We start from the raw sequence: 16,618 nt of genomic DNA, 5'->3' as shown, positions 1-16,618 counted from the left end.
AGGAGCCTGATGTTCTACTGGGTCATGAAGTACATCGTGATCGGGCCGATCGTGAAGGCGATCTTCCGCCCGTGGATCGTGGGCCGCTCCCACGTGCCGTCCTCCGGTGCGGCGATCCTCGCGAGCAACCACCTGTCGGTGAGCGACTCGATCTTCCTGCCGCTCATGATCGACCGGCCCATGAGCTTCCTCGCGAAGAGCGACTACTTCACCGGGACCGGGCTGAAGGGCTGGGCCACCCGGATGTTCATGAAGGCCACGGGCCAGATCCCGGTGGATCGCACGGGCGGCAAGGCGTCGGAGGCCTCGCTGAACACGGGCCTGCAGGTGCTCGGCCGCGGCGACCTGCTCGGGATCTACCCCGAGGGCACGCGCAGCCCCGACGGCAAGCTCTACCGGGGTCGCACCGGTCTCGCGCGCATGGCGCTGGAGGCCCGTGTGCCCGTCATCCCCGTCGTCATGGTCGACACGGATGCCGTCATGCCCATCGGCCGATCCATTCCGCGCGTCGGTCGCGTCGGCATGGTGATCGGCGAGCCGCTGGACTTCTCGCGGTTCCACGGCATGGAGTCCGATCGCTACGTGCTGAGGTCGGTGACCGACGAGATCATGGTGGCCCTCCAACGGCTCGGCGAACAGCAGTACGACGACGTGTACGCGTCGACGGTGAAGGAGCGCGCGGCCCGCGCCTGATCTGCGCGAGCCGCCATGCCGCGGCCGAGCCGCCATGCTTCGGGCGGGCCGCGCGATGGCGGCTCGGCCGAAGGATGGCGGCTCGCGAAAGGGTGGCGGCGCGCGGGGCCGCGGCATCCTGGCGCGCCGCTAGACTGAGCGGATGCCCACCCTGCACGCCGATCTCGATCACTGGCGCACGCTCCCGATCAAACAGCAGCCCTCCTGGACCGACCTCGACGCCGTCGCGGCCGTCTCCGCCGAGCTCGCGACGCTGCCTCCTCTCGTCTTCGCCGGCGAGGTCGACAACCTGCGCGATCGCCTGGCCCGCGCCGCCTCCGGACGTGCGTTCCTGCTCCAGGGCGGGGACTGCGCCGAGACGTTCGCCGGCGCGACGGCGGAGCAGATCCGCAATCGCATCAAGACCGTGCTGCAGATGGCCGTCGTGCTGACCTACGGTGCGTCGATGCCCGTCGTGAAGATGGGGCGGATGGCCGGCCAGTTCGCCAAGCCGCGCTCCAGCGACACCGAGACCCGCGGCGACGTCACCCTGCCCGCGTACCGCGGCGACATCGTCAACGGCTTCGACTTCACCGAGGCCTCGCGCACCGCCGACCCCCAGCGACTGCTGAAGGGGTACCACACGGCGGCGTCCACCATCAACCTCATCCGCGCCTTCACGCAGGGCGGCTTCGCCGACCTCCGCGAGGTCCACAGCTGGAACAAGGGGTTCGCCCAGAACCCCGCCAACCAGCAGTACGAGCGTCTCGCCACGGAGATCGACCGCGCCATCAAGTTCATGGAGGCGGCGGGCGCCGACTTCGACGAGCTGCGCCGTGTCGAGTTCTACACGGGTCACGAGGGCCTGCTGATGGACTACGAGCGCCCCATGACGCGCATCGACTCTCGCACGGGCACGCCGTACAACACCTCGGCCCACTTCCTGTGGATCGGGGAGCGCACGCGGGAGCTCGACGGCGCCCACGTCGACTACTTCTCCAAGATCCGCAACCCCATCGGCGTGAAGCTCGGCCCGTCGACCTCGCGGGAGACGGCGCTCGAGCTGATCGACAAGCTCGATCCCGAGCGCGAGCCGGGCCGGCTGACCTTCATCACGCGCATGGGCGCCGGCAAGATCCGCGACGCGCTGCCGCCGCTGCTCGAAGCCGTCCGCGATTCCGGTGCCACCCCGCTGTGGGTCACCGACCCGATGCACGGCAACGGCATCACCACGCCCACCGGCTACAAGACGCGTCGCTTCGACGACGTCGTCGACGAGGTGCGCGGGTTCTTCGAGGCGCACCGCGCGGTCGGCACGTTCCCGGGCGGCATCCACGTCGAGCTCACCGGCGACGACGTCACGGAATGCCTCGGCGGATCGGAGCACATCGACGAGGCCACCCTCGCGACGCGTTACGAGAGCCTGTGCGACCCGCGTCTGAACCACATGCAGAGCCTCGAGCTCGCCTTCCTCGTCGCCGAGGAGCTCGAGAAGCGCTGACCGATCGCGTCTGGGCACGGCTGCCGTGCCCAGACGCGGGGTGAGCGCCCGAGCGCGCCGGCGTGCCGCCGCGCGTGCGTCAGCCCGTCGAGCGGACGGTGATCTTGGTGCCGGGCAGCTGCATGGTGCCGCCGGCGGGGCTGGTGCTGGACACCGTGAAGATGCCCCAGACGATCTCGGGCAGGGCCGTGCCCGGCTCGAATCCGGCTGCACGGAGCTGCTCCATCGCCTGGGCCACCGTCTGACCCGTCACGTCGGGCACCTCGATCGGCTGCGGTCCCTTCGAGACGACGAGGGTCACGGTGTCGCCGGGGCGGAAGAGCCCGCCGCCGTCGCGGTCCGCGATGCGGATGACACGACCTTCGGCGACGTCGTCGTCGTAGGCCTGCGTCGTGGTCACGCCGAGCTGAACGGCTTCGAGCGCGGCGGTGGCCTTGTCGACGCTCTGGCCGGCGACGTCGGGCACCGGGCCGAGCGAGATCTCGAACGATGCCGTCGATCCCTCCAGCGCCGTGCATCCCTGCGAGCAGTCCACGGCCTCGCCGCCGCCGGGCGGGGTGATCGAGGCGCTGACCACGGTGTCGCGCGCGGCATCCGTGAACACCTGCGCCGGGTCGCCGGACGGGGAGATGTAGATCTCCGACAGCGACGACGTCGCCGCGTCGAGGCTCTGCCCGGCCAGGGCGGGGATCTCGTGGGATGCCGGGCCCAGCGAGACCACGACGGTCACCGCGCTGTTCTTGTCGACGCGCGTCCCGGCGCCGGGGTCGGTGCGGATGACGGCGTCGATCGGCACGTCGCGGCTGAAGTCCTGCGCGGGCACCGCGCTGAGTCCGAGCTCGGCCAGTTGCGAGGTCGCCTCGTCGAGCGAGGACCCCGACACGTCGGGAACGCCGACGAGCGAGCCCGGCCCGGATCCGAACCACCAGCCGGCACCGCCCGCGACCGCCGCGAGCAGCAGCACGAGCACCACCAGCCAGCCGCCCGCCCGTGCGCGCCGCCGCGACCGCACGCGCAGCCGGGTGGCGTTGTCGACCTGCTCCGTCACGGTCGGGGCCGTGAACGTGCCGGGCATGACCTTCGTCAGCTCACCGGAGTCCACGCCGTCGTCGACCGCGACGATGCCCGGGCTCGGTGCCCGCACGACGTGCGGGAACACGCCGAGCTCCTTCTCGATCTCGCGCAGGCGGTCGAGCATCGCGCGCGCATCGACCGGGCGCTCGTCGGGGTTGCGCTCCGTCGCCCACATCACCAGCTCGTCGAACTGCTCCGGGATGCCGGGGTTGCGTGCGCTCGGACGCGGCACCGAGTCGGTGGCGTGCTGGTAGGCGATCTGCATCGGCTGCTCGCCCTTGTAGGGCTGCTCGCCGACGAGCATCTCGTAGAGCATGATGCCGAGGGCGTAGATGTCGCTGCGGGCGTCGGCGGTGCCGCGCGTGACGAGCTCCGGCGCGAGGTACGCGATCGTCCCGAGCAGCATCTGCCCCGTCGCGGTGTTCGCGCTGGTGGCGCGGGCGAGCCCGAAGTCGCCGATCTTGATGCGGCCGTCCTCGGCGAGGAGCACGTTCTCGGGTTTGACGTCGCGGTGGACGATGCCCGCGCGGTGCGCGGCGGCCAGGCCCGACAGCACGGCATCCATGATCGTGATCGTCTGCGGGATGCTGAGTCGCTTCTGCTCGCGCAGCAGCTCGCGCATCGTGATGCCGGGCAGGTACTCCATGACGAGATAGGCCATCTCGCCGTCCTGGCCCTGGTCGAACACGTTGACCACGTGCGGGTCGGCGAGGCGGGCCGCGGCGCGTGCCTCCTGGATGAAGCGGCTCTGGAAGACCGTGTCGTCGGAGAGGTGGCTGTGCATCACCTTCAGGGCGACGCGGCGCTCCAGTCGCAGGTCCGTCGCCACGTAGACCGTGGCCATCCCTCCGCGGGCGATGCGAGCACGCACGCGGTATCGGCCGTCGACGAGACGGCCGATCAGCGGGTCGGTCTGCTGACTCGTGCTCACTCTGTGATTCTAGGGAGCCGGAGCGCCGTGTCCCGGGAGCGCCTCGCCCCTCACGGCATGTGCGCAGCGACCACGGGGGTGCGGCGCACGCCGTCGGGGTCAGCCGAGTGCGGCCAGCCAGGCGTAGGCGTCCTGCTCCCACGGGCCGTAGCGCTCGGGGTACGCCGACACCTGCACGGCCTGGGCGGCCGCGCCGAAGTCCATCGACTCCCATCCCGGGACGTCGAGGAGCCCGCGCGTCAGCATGCCGTCGGGGCCGGAGACCCCGGTGAAGAACGCCTCGGCGGAACGGTGCGGGTCGCGCACCTCGTCGGGAGTGCCCCAGCCCGTGCTCGGACGCTGCTGGAACAGGCCGAGCGAGTCGCGGTCGCCCCAGTCGAGATTGCGGATCCAGGACTCGACCATCGCGGTGGCCAGCGCGATCGCGATGCCGCGGTCGGGCACGCCGAGCGATCGGCCTACCTCGATGATGATGCGGGCGTTTTCGGTCTGCTCGGCATCGAGGCCCGTGACCGCCGACGTGGCCGGTGCGGGCGCCTCGACGGCGGCGAGCGTCGCGACCAGCGCCGCCGCCGGCAGCGAGAGCACCTGGCCCGGGTAGATGATGGCGTCGCGCGTGAGGCCGTTGGCGCCGAGGAGGGCGTCGAGCGTGAGTCCGTGCGCCTCGGCGATCGCCCAGAGGGTGTCGCCGTCCTGCACGGTGTAGGTGTCGGGTGACGGCGCGGCGGTGCGTGCGCGGAGGTCGACGACGGGATGGCGCTCGGCGGCGGCGCGGTTCTCGGCCGCGGCCGCGGGCGTCGTGCTCAGTGCGAGCGCGAGCGTGCCGAGCGTGCCGAGGAAGCCGGCGGAAGCGGTGTGCACGTGTGTTCTCACCCACGTCACCGTGTCACGGAAGGCAAGTCGTGTCAACTGGTGCTATAAGGAGTGGCTGCTGTGACGTTTGTGACCAGTGTGATTCGCACAGGGGGCCGACGTCGGGCGCGGGGGATGCGATAGTGGAGGGGTGACCGACGACATCGTCCCCGCGTCCACCGGCTGGCTCACTCTCCCCGAACTCGTCGAGGTCCTCGGCGAACCGCTCGGTCGTGTTCGCCGCCTCCTCGACGAGAAGCACCTCGTCGGCTCTCGCCGCGGCGGTGCGTTCGCGGTGCCGGAGATCTTCATCGCCGAGGGCCGACCCCTCTCCGCCCTCCGCGGCACGATCATCGTGCTGCAGGATGCGGGGTTCAGCGACGACGAGGTGATCGACTGGCTGCTCGCCGAGGAGGAGTCGATCGGACAGGCTCCCATCTCCGCGCTTCGTCAGGGGCGCAAGAGCGAGGTGCGTCGGGTCGCTCAGACGCTCGCCTGACGCCGCCGTCGCCGCCCGGTGCGCCGGGCGACGCGCGTCACGAGGAACGGGCGATCGCCGCCTGGGCGAGATCGCGGAGCGCTCCGACCGCCGGCGTCGACAGGGGGGCGCCGCGCAGTGCACGGTCGGCCTCCGCCGCGTAGTGGGAGATCGCCGTCTCGACGCGATCGAGGGCGCCGGTGTCGATGATCGTCTGCTGCAACGATGCGATCTGCGCGGCGTCGAGCCCCGGATCGCCGATGAGCTCGTCGACGAGTCGCTTCGTCGGGCGGTCGAGCCGTTCGCGGGCGTAGGCGATCAGCAGCGTGCGCTTGCCCTCGCGCAGGTCGTCGCCGGACGGCTTGCCCGTGACGGCGCTGTCGCCGAACACGCCCAGCACGTCGTCGCGCAGTTGGAAGGCGAGACCGAGCGGGTGACCGAAGGCCGCGAGCGCCGCCGTCTGCGCCGCGTCGCCGCCGGCGAGCGCAGCCCCGAGCAGAAGCGGATGCTGGATGCTGTAGCGGGCCGACTTGAGCGAGGCGACCCGCAGCGCCCGCTCGGCGTGCTCCGCATCGGGTGCGGTCGTGAAGGCGGCCTCCTCCGCGATGTCGAGGAACTGCCCGACGGTGACCTCGCGACGCATCAGGGCGTAGACCTCGCGAGCGGATGCCGCGTGTTCGGCCGCCCGCAGCCCCTGCTCGAGCAGGTCGTCGCTCCATGCCACGAGGAGGTCTCCGAGCAGGACGGCGGCCGAGCGGCCGAAGGCCGCGGCGTCGCCCGCCCAGCCCGCGCGGGCATGGGCGGCTTCCAGTCCGCGATGCGCCGCCGGCTGGCCGCGGCGCGTGTCGGAGTTGTCGATGATGTCGTCGTGGACGAGCGCGGCCGCATGGAAGATCTCCAGGGCGGCGGCGGCGTCGAGGACGCTGTCGGGGGCGGCGGCGACGGGACCCCTCGCCTCGGCGACGGCCTGCCATCCCGTCACGCAGAAGCGCGCGCGCAGCCGCTTGCCGCCCTCCAGAGTGCGGGCCGCGGCGTCCAGGAACAGCTGCGTCTCACGGCCCGCATCGGCCCATGACGACCGCTGCGCCTCGACGAACCTTCCCAGTCGCTGAGAAACCGGCTCTATCGGGTCGAGGGAAGCGTCCACGGGCCTAGCCTAGTTCTCGACTGCACGCGTACAATCGACCGCACACGATGCCGGTCCGAAACGGCGAGGAGGGGGCAGCATGCCGCTGTCAGAGCAGGAGCAGCGTCTGCTCGATGAGATGGAGCGCCATCTCATGAACAAGGACGCAGATGTGGTCAGCGCGTCTCGAGACGGCCGTTCCCTCAGCTATCGCAACATCGTCTACGGCACCGTCCTGGTGCTCGTCGGTCTCGGGGGGCTGATCGCCGGCGTCTCGTCCGGGATCATCGCCATCGGCGTCGTCGCCTTCCTCGTGATGGTCGCCGGCGTGGTCCTCGCGGCGACCCCGGCCAAGGGCGTCGCCGCGGTGCGTCCGGCGGGAGAGCCCAAGGGCCAGCGCAAGACGTCCGGCGCAGCATCCTCGTCCTCCTTCATGGATCGCATGAACGATCGTTGGGACCGCCGCCAAGACGGCGCCTGACCCCCAGCTGACGTCGCTTCGGCGACGAAGAGAAAGCACCGGCCCATCGGGCCGGTGCTTTCTTGTTTTCGCGGCTCGATGCGCGACGCGGCCCGCCGTCAGAAGACGCCGGGGAGCGCCGAGGGAGCGCTGCGCCCACGAAACCATAGTCAGGTGGAGGAAAGTGGAGTAAAGTGGTGCGCACCTGGATCGGGCCGGAGGAAGGGGGAGTGGACGATGCTGTTGGGCACCTACACCCCCAAGCTGGACGAGAAGGGCCGCGTCATCCTGCCGGCCAAGTTCCGCACCGACCTGGGTGACGGTGTCGTGGTCACCCGCGGTCAGGAGCGCTGCCTCTACGTGTTCAGCACGAAGGAGTTCGAGCGGGTCTACGAGAAGATCCGCGAGGCACCGCTGACGAACAAGCAGTCGCGTGACTTCCAGCGCATGTTCCTCTCGGGCGCGAGCGACGAGAAGCCCGACAGCCAGAGCCGCATCACCATCCCGCCGCACCTGCGCGCCTACGCCAACCTCGGCCGCGAACTGATCGTCACCGGTGTGGGTGCCCACGCGGAGATCTGGGACGCGGAGGCGTGGAACGCCTACGCCGACAGCAACGAGGACAGCTACTCGGACATGGAGCAGGAGGTGATCCCGGGCCTCTTCTGAGCCGTGGCCGTGACTCCCAGCCGCACGCCCTGACGCACTTCCCCGGTGTCAGGTCAGGCGGATGGGGATCACGACTCCGGACCACCGACCCGAAGAATCATGAGCTACTCCGAGATCCACACCCCCGTCCTGCTCGAGCGCTGCGTCGAGCTGCTCGCCCCGGCGCTGCAGCGGCCCGATGCCGTGCTGGTCGACGCGACCGAGGGCATGGGCGGTCACTCCGAGGCCCTGCTGGAGCGCTTCCCCGACGTCCGACTGATCGGCCTCGACCGCGACACCGACGCCCTGCGCATCGCGGGGGAGCGGCTCGCGCGCTTCGGTGACCGTGTGACGCTCGTGCACACGGTGTACGACGGGATCGCCGCGGCGGTGCGCGGAGCGGGCGTCGACCGCGTCGACGGCATCCTCTTCGACCTCGGCGTCTCCTCGCTGCAGCTCGACGAGGCCGACCGCGGGTTCGCATACTCCCAGGACGCCCCCCTCGACATGCGGATGGACCAGACCTCCGGGACGACCGCCGCCGACATCGTCGCGACCTACGGGGAGGGCGATCTCCGGCGCATCTTCGAGCGCTACGGGGAGGAGAAGCTCGCGGGCCGCTACGCGCGGGCGATCATCGCGGCGCGCGGCGTCGCTCCCATCGAACGCTCCGGTCAGCTCGTCGACGTGCTCGTCGCCGCGACGCCGGTGGCGGTGCAGCGCGAGGGGCGCGGGCATCCCGCCAAGCGGGTCTTCCAGGCGCTTCGCATCGAGGTGAACGCCGAGCTGTCGGTGCTCGAGCGCGCCCTGCCGGCCGGTCTCGACCTCCTCCGCGTCGGGGGTCGCATCGTGGTCATGAGCTATCAGTCGCTCGAAGACCGGCTCGTCAAGCGCGTGTTCGCGGATGCCGCGGCATCCACTGCGCCCGCCGGACTTCCCGTCGAGCTGCCCGAGCACGCTCCGCGCTTCCGTCTGGTCGTGAAGGGAGCGGAGCTCGCCTCCGACGACGAAAAGGCGCGCAACCCGCGTGCCACCCCCGTGCGGCTTCGCGCGGCCGAACGCATCCGGGAGGCGGCATGAGCATGTCCGCAGAGAGCACACTCGACCCCTTCGCGGGGCTGCCCGCCCTGCCGTCCGCGCCGCGTCGCGAACCTGCGCGTCGGCTGCAGGCGCTGGAGCAGCCGCAGCCGCGCCGCCGTCCGCGTCTGGTCTACGGCATCATCGCGGTGACCGGCGCCCTGCTGATCGGAGGCGCCCAGATGGGCTTGTCGATCCTGACGACCCAGTCGTCGTACGAGCTGTCGACGCTGAGCGACCAGCAGCGCGACCTCGACTGGCAGAAGCAGATGCTGCAGGACAGCATCGCGGGTCTCAGCTCGCCGCAGTACCTCGCCGCGAATGCGGAGGCCCTCGGCATGGTCACCGGCCAGGCACCGACCTATCTGCGTCTGAGTGACAACGCGATCATCGGCACCGCCGCCGGTCTCACCGGCGCCAGCGCCGTCAACGCCCTCAGCAAAGCGGCCGTGGGCAACGCCCTCGTCAGCGGTCAGCCGCTCGTGGGCGATCCGGCCGCCACCCTCGGCGGCGGCACGACCTCCGTCGTCGACAAGGCGATCGTCGATACACCGACACCCCCTGCCATCGCCGACGGTCTGCCGACCCCCGCCACACACTGATCTCATGACGACACGAGCCACCCGCAGTCCTCGTCGGCGCACCGTCGTCGCCCTCGCCGTCGTCCTGGCGGTGCTCTGCGCCTTCGTCGTGCGCCTCGTCGACATCCAGGTCGTCAACGCGCGCGAGCACATCGACGACTCGCAGGCCTACGCGACCGGAGCCAAGAGCACCCTCTACGGCGCGCGCGGCGAGATCGTCGACGACAACGGCGTCGTCCTCGCCAGCAGCACGACGCTGTACGACGTGCAGATCGATCCGCTCCTCGCCGCGCAGGGCGTCGCCACGGTCGACGCCGACGGCAGGACGATCAAGGATGACGACGGCAAGAACGTCATGACCCCGTGGAGCGAGGTGGCGCCCAAGATCGCGGCGATCACGGGCCAGTCCGCCGCCGACGTGGAGAAGATCGTCGCGGACGCCCTCGCCGCCGACGCGGGCTCCCGGTTCGCCTACGTGAAGCGGTACGTCTCCACCGAGGAGTACCGGGCGCTCGCCGAGCTGAAGCTGCCGTTCCTGACCTTCCCGCTCCACCCCGCCCGCACCTACCCCGACGGCGCCGTCGCCGGAAACCTCATCGGGTTCGTCGGCTCGGACGGCACCCCCTTGGAGGGGCTCGAGTCGTTGCAGGACTCGTGTCTGCAGGCCACCAACGGCACCCTCACGTATCAGCGCGGGGCCGACGGGGTCATCATCCCCGGCACCGAGGTCGAGGACCCCGCGGTCAACGGCGGCACGCTGAAGCTGACGATCGACAGCGACCTGCAGTGGTTCATGCAGCAGCTGATCTCCGAGGAGACGGCGCGCTACCAGGCCGACTGGGGCGGCATCATCGTCATGGAGGCCAAGACCGGCAAGATCCGCGCGCTCGCGGAGACCAACACCGTGGACCCCAACGACCCCGGCGCCTCCGACCCCGACAACCGCGGGTCGCGCCTGCTGCGCGTGTCGTACGAGCCCGGATCGACGTTCAAGCCCGTCACGGCCGCGACCGCGATCGAGCAGGCCGGCCTGAGCCCGACATCCACCGTCGAGACGCCCGATCGGATCCAGTTCCCCAACGGTGCCGTGATCAACGACTCGGAGAGCCACCCGACGCAGAACCTGACGCTGACCGGCGGGCTGGTGGAGTCGTCCAACGTGGCGATGTCGCAGTTCGGCTCGCTCGTGAGCCCCGAGGTCCGCTACGACTACCTGAAGAAGTTCGGCGTCGGCGGCGGCACCGCGCTCGACTGGTCGGCGGAGCCGAGCGGCGAGATCCGCGACCCGTCGACGTGGGACAACCAGACCTACTACACGACGACGTTCGGCCAGGCGTTCACGGTCACCCCGACCCAGGTCACGAGCCTCTTCCAGACGATCGCGAACGGCGGCGTGCGGATGCCGGCGCAGCTCGTGGAGTCGTGCACCAAGCCCGACGGCACGGTCGTGACACCGGATCTGCCCGACCCCGTCCAGGTCATCAAGCCGGAGACCGCCGCCGAGGTGTCGCAGATGCTCGAGAACGTCTACGCACAGGGGACGCTCGCCGACGACATCCGCATCCCCGGCTACCGGCTCGCGGTGAAGACCGGTACCGCGCAGGTGCCCGACGGCAACGGCGGGTACAAGGACAACCTCTACATGACGTCCCTGGCCGGTTACGCCCCGGCGGACGATCCGCAGTACGTTGTCTTGACCCTGTTCAACGAGCCGAAGACCAACACCATGTCCTCGGCCAACCGCTCCGTCTTCAAGAAGGCCATGACGCAGGTGCTCACGCACTACCGCGTCATGCCCTCGGGCTCGGACACCCCTCTGCTGCCCGTGACACAATGACGAGACCGCGACGCGCCACCGCGCGTGAGGAACCAACCCTATGATCCGGATGACGCTGGCCGAGGTGGCCGCCGCCGTGACGGGAACTCTGCACCCGGCACACCACGACACTCCCGAGACGTTCGTCGACGGCGACGTCGACACCGACTCCCGCATGATCGGGGCGGGTGACATCTTCGTCGCGAAACCCGGCGAGGTCACCGACGGCCACCACTTCGTCGAGGCCGCCGTCGAGGCCGGTGCGGTGCTGGCGATCGTGGAGCGACGCGTCGACGCGCCCGTCAGCCAGATCGTCGTCCCGGATGCCGTCGCGGCCCTCTCCGACCTCGCGAGGGTAGTCGTGGCCTCCGTCCGCGCGGGCGGGGAGCTGCGGATCGTCGGCATCACCGGCTCGAACGGCAAGACCACCACCAAGAACATGCTGGCGCGCATCCTGCAGGACGAGGGCGACACCGTCGCGCCGCGCGGCTCGTTCAACAACGAGGTCGGCGCGCCGCTGACGATGCTGCGCGTCCGCGCGCAGACCCGCTTCCTCGTCAGCGAGTTCGGCGCCTCCGGACCCGGCGAGATCGCGCGTCTGGCCGGTCTGGTCTCCCCGGACGTGGGTGTCGTGCTGATGGTGGGCCTGGCCCACGCGGGCGGCTTCGGCGGCGTCGAGGAGACACTGAAGGCGAAGACCGAGCTGGTCGAGGCGGTCCGCCCCGGCGGTGTCGCGGTGCTGAACGCGGACGACGCTCGCGTCGTCACGATGGCGGCCGTCGCCGCGTCGCGCGACGTCGAGGTCCGCTGGTTCGGTCGCGGCGCCGCCGCGGAGATCCGGGCCGAGGACGTCGAGGTCACGGCCGCCGGCACGACGTGCACGATCGTGGCCGGGGACGAGCGCTTCCCGCTCCGGCTCCGCGTTCTCGGCGAGCACCACGTCATGAACGCGCTGGCCGCGCTGACGGCCGCCCGCGAGCTCGGCGTGCCGCTGCCGTCCGCCATCGCGCGGTTGGAGACGCTCGAGATCGCGGAGCGCTGGCGGATGCAGCCGCTCGGCTCCGACCGCGTGCGCATCATCAACGACGCCTACAACGCGAGCCCCGACTCGATGGCGGCCGCGCTGCGCACGCTCGCGCAGATCGCGGGCCCGGGCGAGCGGAAGGTCGCCGTCCTCGGCGCCATGAGCGAGCTCGGCGAGTTCGCGGGCGAGGAGCACGACCGCGTCGGTCTGCTCGCCGTGCGGCTGCGCATCGAGCGCATCGTCGTGGTGGGGCGCGACGCGCGCCGCCTCTTCCTCGCCGCCGTCGGCGAGGGGTCGTGGGACGGGGAGGCCGTCTTCTTCGAGACCGCCGACGAGGCGTTCGACTACCTCCTCCACGAGCTGCGCGACGGCGATCGCGTGCTGGTGAAGTCGTCGAACGCCGCCGGGCTCCGGCACCTCGGCGATCGTCTGGGAGAATCGTTCTCGTGAGATCCCTGCTGGCGGCTGCGACGATCTCCCTGGCGTTCACGCTCTTTCTCACACCGCTGTTCATCCGGCTGTTCGAGAAGCTCGGCTGGGGTCAGGTCATCCGCACGCCGGAGAACGTGAACAACCCGAGCCATCAGACCAAGCGCGGCACGCCCACGATGGGCGGGATCGTGTTCATCGTCGGCTCGATCGTGGGCTACTTCGTCGGCACGCTGACCGGCGGAGCGCCGCCGTCGATCTCCGGTCTGCTGGTCATCTGGATGATGGTCGGCTTCGGCGTGGTCGGCTTCATCGACGATTTCATGAAGGTCCGTCAGCAGCGCAGCCTCGGTCTGTCCGGGTGGCGCAAGATCGTCGGCCAGGTGCTGGTCGCGGTGCCGTTCGGCATCATGGCGCTGAACTTCCCCGACGCCCGCGGGGAGACGCCCGCGTCGCCCTACATCTCCTTCTTCCGCGACATCCCGATGCTGTCCTTCCTCGCGCTCGGCGCCGTCGTCGGATGGATCGCCTACCTCGTGTGGATCACCTTCATCTCGGTGGCCTGGTCGAACTCGACCAACCTGACCGACGGCCTGGACGGCCTCGCGACCGGATCCGGGATCTTCACGGTGTCGGCCCTCAGCCTCGTCACGTTCTGGCAGTTCCAGCAGCGGTGCGCGAGCGGGGCGCTCGTCACGGCGTATGTCAACGGCTGCTACCCGACGCCCGACCCGATGGATCTCACGATCATCGCGGCATCCTTCGTGGGCGCTCTCGTGGGCTTCCTGTGGTGGAACGCACCGAAGGCCAAGATCTTCATGGGTGACGTGGGCTCGATGGCGATCGGCGGCGTGATCGCCGCGATGGCGATCCTCTCGCGCACCGAGCTGCTGTCGGTCATCATCGCCGGCGTCTTCATCATCGGCCCGGGCTCGGTCATCCTGCAGCGCATGTACTTCAAGGCCACGGGCGGCAAACGCCTCTTCCTGATGAGTCCGTTCCACCACCACCTCGAGATGCGCGGCTGGCCCGAGATCACGATCGTCGTGCGGATGTGGATCATCGCCGGCATGCTCGCCGTCACCGGCGTCGCGCTCTTCTACGTCGAATGGCTCTCGGCGCTGTGAGCGGGGTGCGCGACCTGGATGCGCTGCGCAGCTGGCACGCGGACTGGCGCGGGCTGCGCATCGCCGTGCTCGGCCTTTCGGTGACCGGTTTCTCCGTCGCCGACACGCTCGCCGAGCTCGGCGCCGACGTGCTCGTGCTGAGCGAGACCGCCGCGGAGGAGTACGCACGGCTGCTGCCCGTCATCGGCGCACGCCTGCACCTCGGATCGCTGGGCTCCGTGCCGGATGCCCTCGTCGAGTTCGCACCCGAGGTCGTCATCGCCTCGCCCGGCTTCGCGCCCCACCACCCGATCGTCGCGTGGACCCGCGCGAACGGCATCGCGCTGTGGGGCGACATCGAGCTGGCCTGGCGCGTGCGCGACAAGGTCGTGCGGCCCGACGGCACCCCCGCCGAGTGGCTGCTCATCACGGGGACCAACGGCAAGACGACGACCACGCAGCTCACGGCATCGATGCTCATCGCGGGAGGGCTGCGCGCCGCCCCGTGCGGCAACATCGGCGTCCCGATCCTCGATGCGGTGCGCGATCCCGGCGGGTTCGACACGCTGGTCGTCGAGCTGTCGAGCCATCAGCTCTGGTACCTCTCGCTGCAGGAGGGCACGCAGCCCGTCTCCCCGCACGCGAGCGTGTGCCTCAACCTCGCCGACGACCACCTGCAGTGGCACGGGTCGTTCGCCGCGTACCGCGACGCGAAGGCGGTCGTCTACCAGCACACGCGCGTGGCCTGCGTCTACAACAAGTCCGACGTCGCGACGCGCGTCATGGTCGAGGAGGCCGACGTCGTCGACGGATGCCGCGCCATCGGTTTCGACCTCGGTGTGCCCGGCCCGAGCGATCTGGGCATCGTCGACGGCATCCTGGTCGACCGCGCGTTCCTCGACGACCGTCGCACGAGCGCGCTGGAGCTGACCACGGTCGGCGAACTCGCCGCGCACGGGCTGGCGGCGCCGCACGTCGTCGCCAACATCCTGGCCGCGGCGGCGCTGGCACGGTCGCTCGACGTCGCCCCCGCAGACATCGCCTCCGCACTGCGCGCCTTCCGCCTGGACGCGCACCGCATCGAAGTGGTCGCGACGATCGGCGGCATCACCTGGATCGACGACTCGAAGGCGACCAACCCCCACGCCGCCGCGTCGTCGCTCGCGGCGTTCCCCGGCGCCGTGTGGATCGTCGGCGGCGACATGAAGGGCGTCGACATCGGCGAGCTGATCGCGGCGCACGGCCCGGGCGTCAAGGCGGTCATCGTGATCGGGGTCGAGCGGTCGCCGATCACCGAGGCGTTCGCGCGACACGCGCCGACCATTCCCGTCTTCGAAGTGGACCACGCACAGACTGAAGACGTCATGGCGGACGTCGTCGCAGCGGCGGCGGAGATCGCCCGTGACGGAGACGTGGTCCTCCTCGCCCCCGCCGCGGCATCCTTCGACCAATTCGACTCGTACGCCGACCGTGGACACCGGTTCGCCCGCGCCGTACAGGCCTGGACGCCACCCGACGCGGCGACGCAGACACCGACCGAGACCGGCACGACAGACGCAGGGGGAGCCGATGACCACGACGACCCCGCCGACCCGTCCGGCCGCTGACGGCGCCGACGACGCGGCCTCCACCGGGTTCGCCGCGCGCGTCTCGTTGGGGAGGGTCTTCGCGCCCGTCCCCAGCGAGTTCCTGCTGATCGCCTCGACGGCGCTGCTGCTGACCGGATTCGGCCTGACGATGGTCCTCTCCGCGACGATGGCGACCGCCTTGGCCGGCGGCCAGAGCCCGTTCGAGGTCGTGATGAAGCAGGCGGTGTTCGCCGTCATCGGCATCCCGCTGATGTTCGTCGCGAGCCGGCTGCCGGTGACCTTCTGGAAACGGGTCGCCTGGCCGGGGCTCATCCTCGCGACGCTGTTCCAGCTGCTCGTGTTCGTTCCGGGACTCGGCGTGGCCAACGACGGAAACCAGAACTGGATCCAGATCGCGGGCTTCCAGGCGCAGCCGTCCGAGTTCCTCAAGGTGACCCTCGCGCTGTGGCTGGGGTACGTCCTCTATCGCAAGCAGACGCTCCTGGGTCTGTGGCGGCACGTCTTCATCCCGGTGGTGCCGGTGGGCGCTCTCGTGATCGGGACGGTCATGGCCGGCCACGACCTCGGCACGGCGATGATCCTCATGGTGATCCTGCTCGCGTGTCTGTTCTTCTCCGGCGTCAAGCTCCGGATCTTCCTGATCCCGCTGATCCTCGTCGTCGGGGCGGCCGGCGTGTTCGCCGTGACCAGCCCGAACCGCATGGCGCGGATCATGAGCTTCCTCGACGTCGACACGCTCTCCTGCTACGACACCACGTGCTACCAGCCGCTGCACGGCGTGTGGGGCCTCGCCAACGGGGGGATCTTCGGGCTCGGACTGGGCAACTCCCGCGAGAAGTACGGGTGGCTGCCGGCCCAGTCCAACGACTACATCTTCGCGATCCTCGGCGAAGAGCTGGGGCTCATCGGATGCCTCGTCGTGCTCGCCCTGTTCACCCTCTTCGCCGTCGGCGCGTTCCACATCATCCGCAAGACGCACGATCCGTTCATCCGCATCGTCGCCGGCGGCATCACGGTCTGGATCGTCGGCCAGGCGCTGCTGAACATCGCGGTGGTGCTGCGGCTGGCGCCCGTGCTCGGCGTGCCGCTTCCGTTCATGTCGCAGGGCGGAACGTCGCTGCTGTCCGTCCTGATCGGATGCGGCGTGCTGCTCTCGTTCGCCCGGACGCTCCCGGTCGCTCCGGCGCCCTCGGTCGCGCTGCCCGCCGAGCGCCGTCCCGGCCGCCGCTGACAGGGGCTCGACGGTAGGCTCGA

At 70.4% G+C, this 16,618-nt stretch carries 15 protein-coding genes; 12 read left to right on the top strand and 3 right to left on the bottom strand.

Features of this window, described 5'->3' with window-relative positions:
* Positions 1-9: 9 nt before the first annotated feature.
* Positions 10-693, top strand: coding sequence for a lysophospholipid acyltransferase family protein (locus AC1Q49_RS01165; RefSeq protein ID WP_060958766.1), 684 nt, complete (start codon positions 10-12; stop codon positions 691-693).
* 142 nt (positions 694-835) lie between these two features.
* Complete coding sequence (locus AC1Q49_RS01160; protein ID WP_061781705.1) at positions 836-2,173, top strand: class II 3-deoxy-7-phosphoheptulonate synthase; 1,338 nt, start codon at positions 836-838, stop codon at positions 2,171-2,173.
* Positions 2,174-2,252: 79 nt separating this feature from the next.
* On the opposite strand, the gene pknB is transcribed toward AC1Q49_RS01160, so the two are convergent.
* Positions 2,253-4,178, bottom strand: coding sequence for a Stk1 family PASTA domain-containing Ser/Thr kinase (gene pknB / locus AC1Q49_RS01155; RefSeq protein WP_205283090.1), 1,926 nt, complete (start codon positions 4,176-4,178; stop codon positions 2,253-2,255).
* A gap of 99 nt (positions 4,179-4,277) precedes the next feature.
* Positions 4,278-5,039, bottom strand: coding sequence for a LysM peptidoglycan-binding domain-containing protein (locus AC1Q49_RS01150; protein ID WP_492490694.1), 762 nt, complete (start codon positions 5,037-5,039; stop codon positions 4,278-4,280).
* Between the two features lie 142 nt (positions 5,040-5,181).
* Between AC1Q49_RS01150 and AC1Q49_RS01145 the strand changes: the two genes are divergently transcribed.
* Positions 5,182-5,529, top strand: coding sequence for an Rv2175c family DNA-binding protein (locus tag AC1Q49_RS01145; protein WP_060958762.1), 348 nt, complete (start codon positions 5,182-5,184; stop codon positions 5,527-5,529).
* A 37-nt stretch (positions 5,530-5,566) separates the two neighbouring features.
* Here AC1Q49_RS01145 and AC1Q49_RS01140 read toward each other — a convergent pair whose 3' ends face one another.
* Positions 5,567-6,655: a polyprenyl synthetase family protein gene (locus tag AC1Q49_RS01140; RefSeq protein ID WP_101306488.1), complete on the bottom strand. Its 1,089-nt coding sequence runs from the start codon at positions 6,653-6,655 to the stop codon at positions 5,567-5,569.
* 79 nt (positions 6,656-6,734) lie between these two features.
* Between AC1Q49_RS01140 and AC1Q49_RS01135 the strand changes: the two genes are divergently transcribed.
* From AC1Q49_RS01135 to ftsW, 9 genes are all read left to right on the top strand, one after another.
* On the top strand, positions 6,735-7,115 hold the full coding sequence (locus AC1Q49_RS01135; RefSeq protein ID WP_191008704.1) for an SCO2097 family morphological protein: 381 nt from the start codon (positions 6,735-6,737) through the stop codon (positions 7,113-7,115).
* Positions 7,116-7,331: 216 nt separating this feature from the next.
* Positions 7,332-7,763, top strand: coding sequence for a division/cell wall cluster transcriptional repressor MraZ (gene mraZ, locus AC1Q49_RS01130; protein WP_060958759.1), 432 nt, complete (start codon positions 7,332-7,334; stop codon positions 7,761-7,763).
* Positions 7,764-7,862: 99 nt separating this feature from the next.
* Positions 7,863-8,822, top strand: a complete 960-nt coding sequence (gene rsmH / locus AC1Q49_RS01125) for a 16S rRNA (cytosine(1402)-N(4))-methyltransferase RsmH (protein ID WP_060958758.1) — start codon at positions 7,863-7,865, stop codon at positions 8,820-8,822.
* Complete coding sequence (gene ftsL / locus AC1Q49_RS01120) at positions 8,819-9,421, top strand: cell division protein FtsL (protein ID WP_492490693.1); 603 nt, start codon at positions 8,819-8,821, stop codon at positions 9,419-9,421. Before rsmH ends, ftsL begins: the two co-directional genes overlap by 4 nt.
* A 4-nt stretch (positions 9,422-9,425) precedes the next feature.
* Complete coding sequence (locus AC1Q49_RS01115) at positions 9,426-11,237, top strand: peptidoglycan D,D-transpeptidase FtsI family protein (protein ID WP_205283086.1); 1,812 nt, start codon at positions 9,426-9,428, stop codon at positions 11,235-11,237.
* Positions 11,238-11,277: 40 nt separating this feature from the next.
* Positions 11,278-12,690 carry a UDP-N-acetylmuramoyl-tripeptide--D-alanyl-D-alanine ligase gene (locus AC1Q49_RS01110; RefSeq protein ID WP_492490692.1) on the top strand — a complete coding sequence of 471 codons (1,413 nt, stop codon included), beginning with the start codon at positions 11,278-11,280 and terminating at the stop codon, positions 12,688-12,690.
* Positions 12,687-13,796 (top strand): phospho-N-acetylmuramoyl-pentapeptide-transferase, encoded by a 1,110-nt coding sequence (gene mraY / locus AC1Q49_RS01105; RefSeq protein WP_191008701.1) that lies wholly within the window; start codon positions 12,687-12,689, stop codon positions 13,794-13,796. The genes AC1Q49_RS01110 and mraY overlap by 4 nt, the downstream gene beginning before the upstream one ends.
* Positions 13,778-15,382, top strand: coding sequence for a UDP-N-acetylmuramoyl-L-alanine--D-glutamate ligase (gene murD, locus AC1Q49_RS01100; protein WP_492490691.1), 1,605 nt, complete (start codon positions 13,778-13,780; stop codon positions 15,380-15,382). The genes mraY and murD overlap by 19 nt, the downstream gene beginning before the upstream one ends.
* Positions 15,345-16,595, top strand: coding sequence for a putative lipid II flippase FtsW (gene ftsW, locus AC1Q49_RS01095; RefSeq protein ID WP_101306482.1), 1,251 nt, complete (start codon positions 15,345-15,347; stop codon positions 16,593-16,595). The genes murD and ftsW overlap by 38 nt, the downstream gene beginning before the upstream one ends.
* The last annotated feature ends 23 nt before the right edge of the window (positions 16,596-16,618 follow it).

This window comes from Microbacterium sp. MPR-TSA4 (assembly GCF_058792815.1).
Note: the sequence above shows the minus strand (reverse complement) of the source record. Positions and strands in the feature narration are given on the sequence as shown.

Bases quoted from the DNA above. Each gene is read 5' to 3' on its own strand.
- rsmH (WP_060958758.1), top strand. From the start codon at position 7,863: ATGAGCTACTCCGAGATCCACACCCCCGTCCTGCTCGAGCGCTGCGTC.
- AC1Q49_RS01110 (WP_492490692.1), top strand. From the start codon at position 11,278: ATGATCCGGATGACGCTGGCCGAGGTGGCCGCCGCCGTGACGGGAACT.
- AC1Q49_RS01165 (WP_060958766.1), top strand. From the start codon at position 10: ATGTTCTACTGGGTCATGAAGTACATCGTGATCGGGCCGATCGTGAAG.
- ftsL (WP_492490693.1), top strand. From the start codon at position 8,819: ATGAGCATGTCCGCAGAGAGCACACTCGACCCCTTCGCGGGGCTGCCC.
- mraZ (WP_060958759.1), top strand. From the start codon at position 7,332: ATGCTGTTGGGCACCTACACCCCCAAGCTGGACGAGAAGGGCCGCGTC.
- murD (WP_492490691.1), top strand. From the start codon at position 13,778: ATGGCTCTCGGCGCTGTGAGCGGGGTGCGCGACCTGGATGCGCTGCGC.
- ftsW (WP_101306482.1), top strand. From the start codon at position 15,345: ATGACCACGACGACCCCGCCGACCCGTCCGGCCGCTGACGGCGCCGAC.
- AC1Q49_RS01135 (WP_191008704.1), top strand. From the start codon at position 6,735: ATGCCGCTGTCAGAGCAGGAGCAGCGTCTGCTCGATGAGATGGAGCGC.
- AC1Q49_RS01115 (WP_205283086.1), top strand. From the start codon at position 9,426: ATGACGACACGAGCCACCCGCAGTCCTCGTCGGCGCACCGTCGTCGCC.
- AC1Q49_RS01160 (WP_061781705.1), top strand. From the start codon at position 836: ATGCCCACCCTGCACGCCGATCTCGATCACTGGCGCACGCTCCCGATC.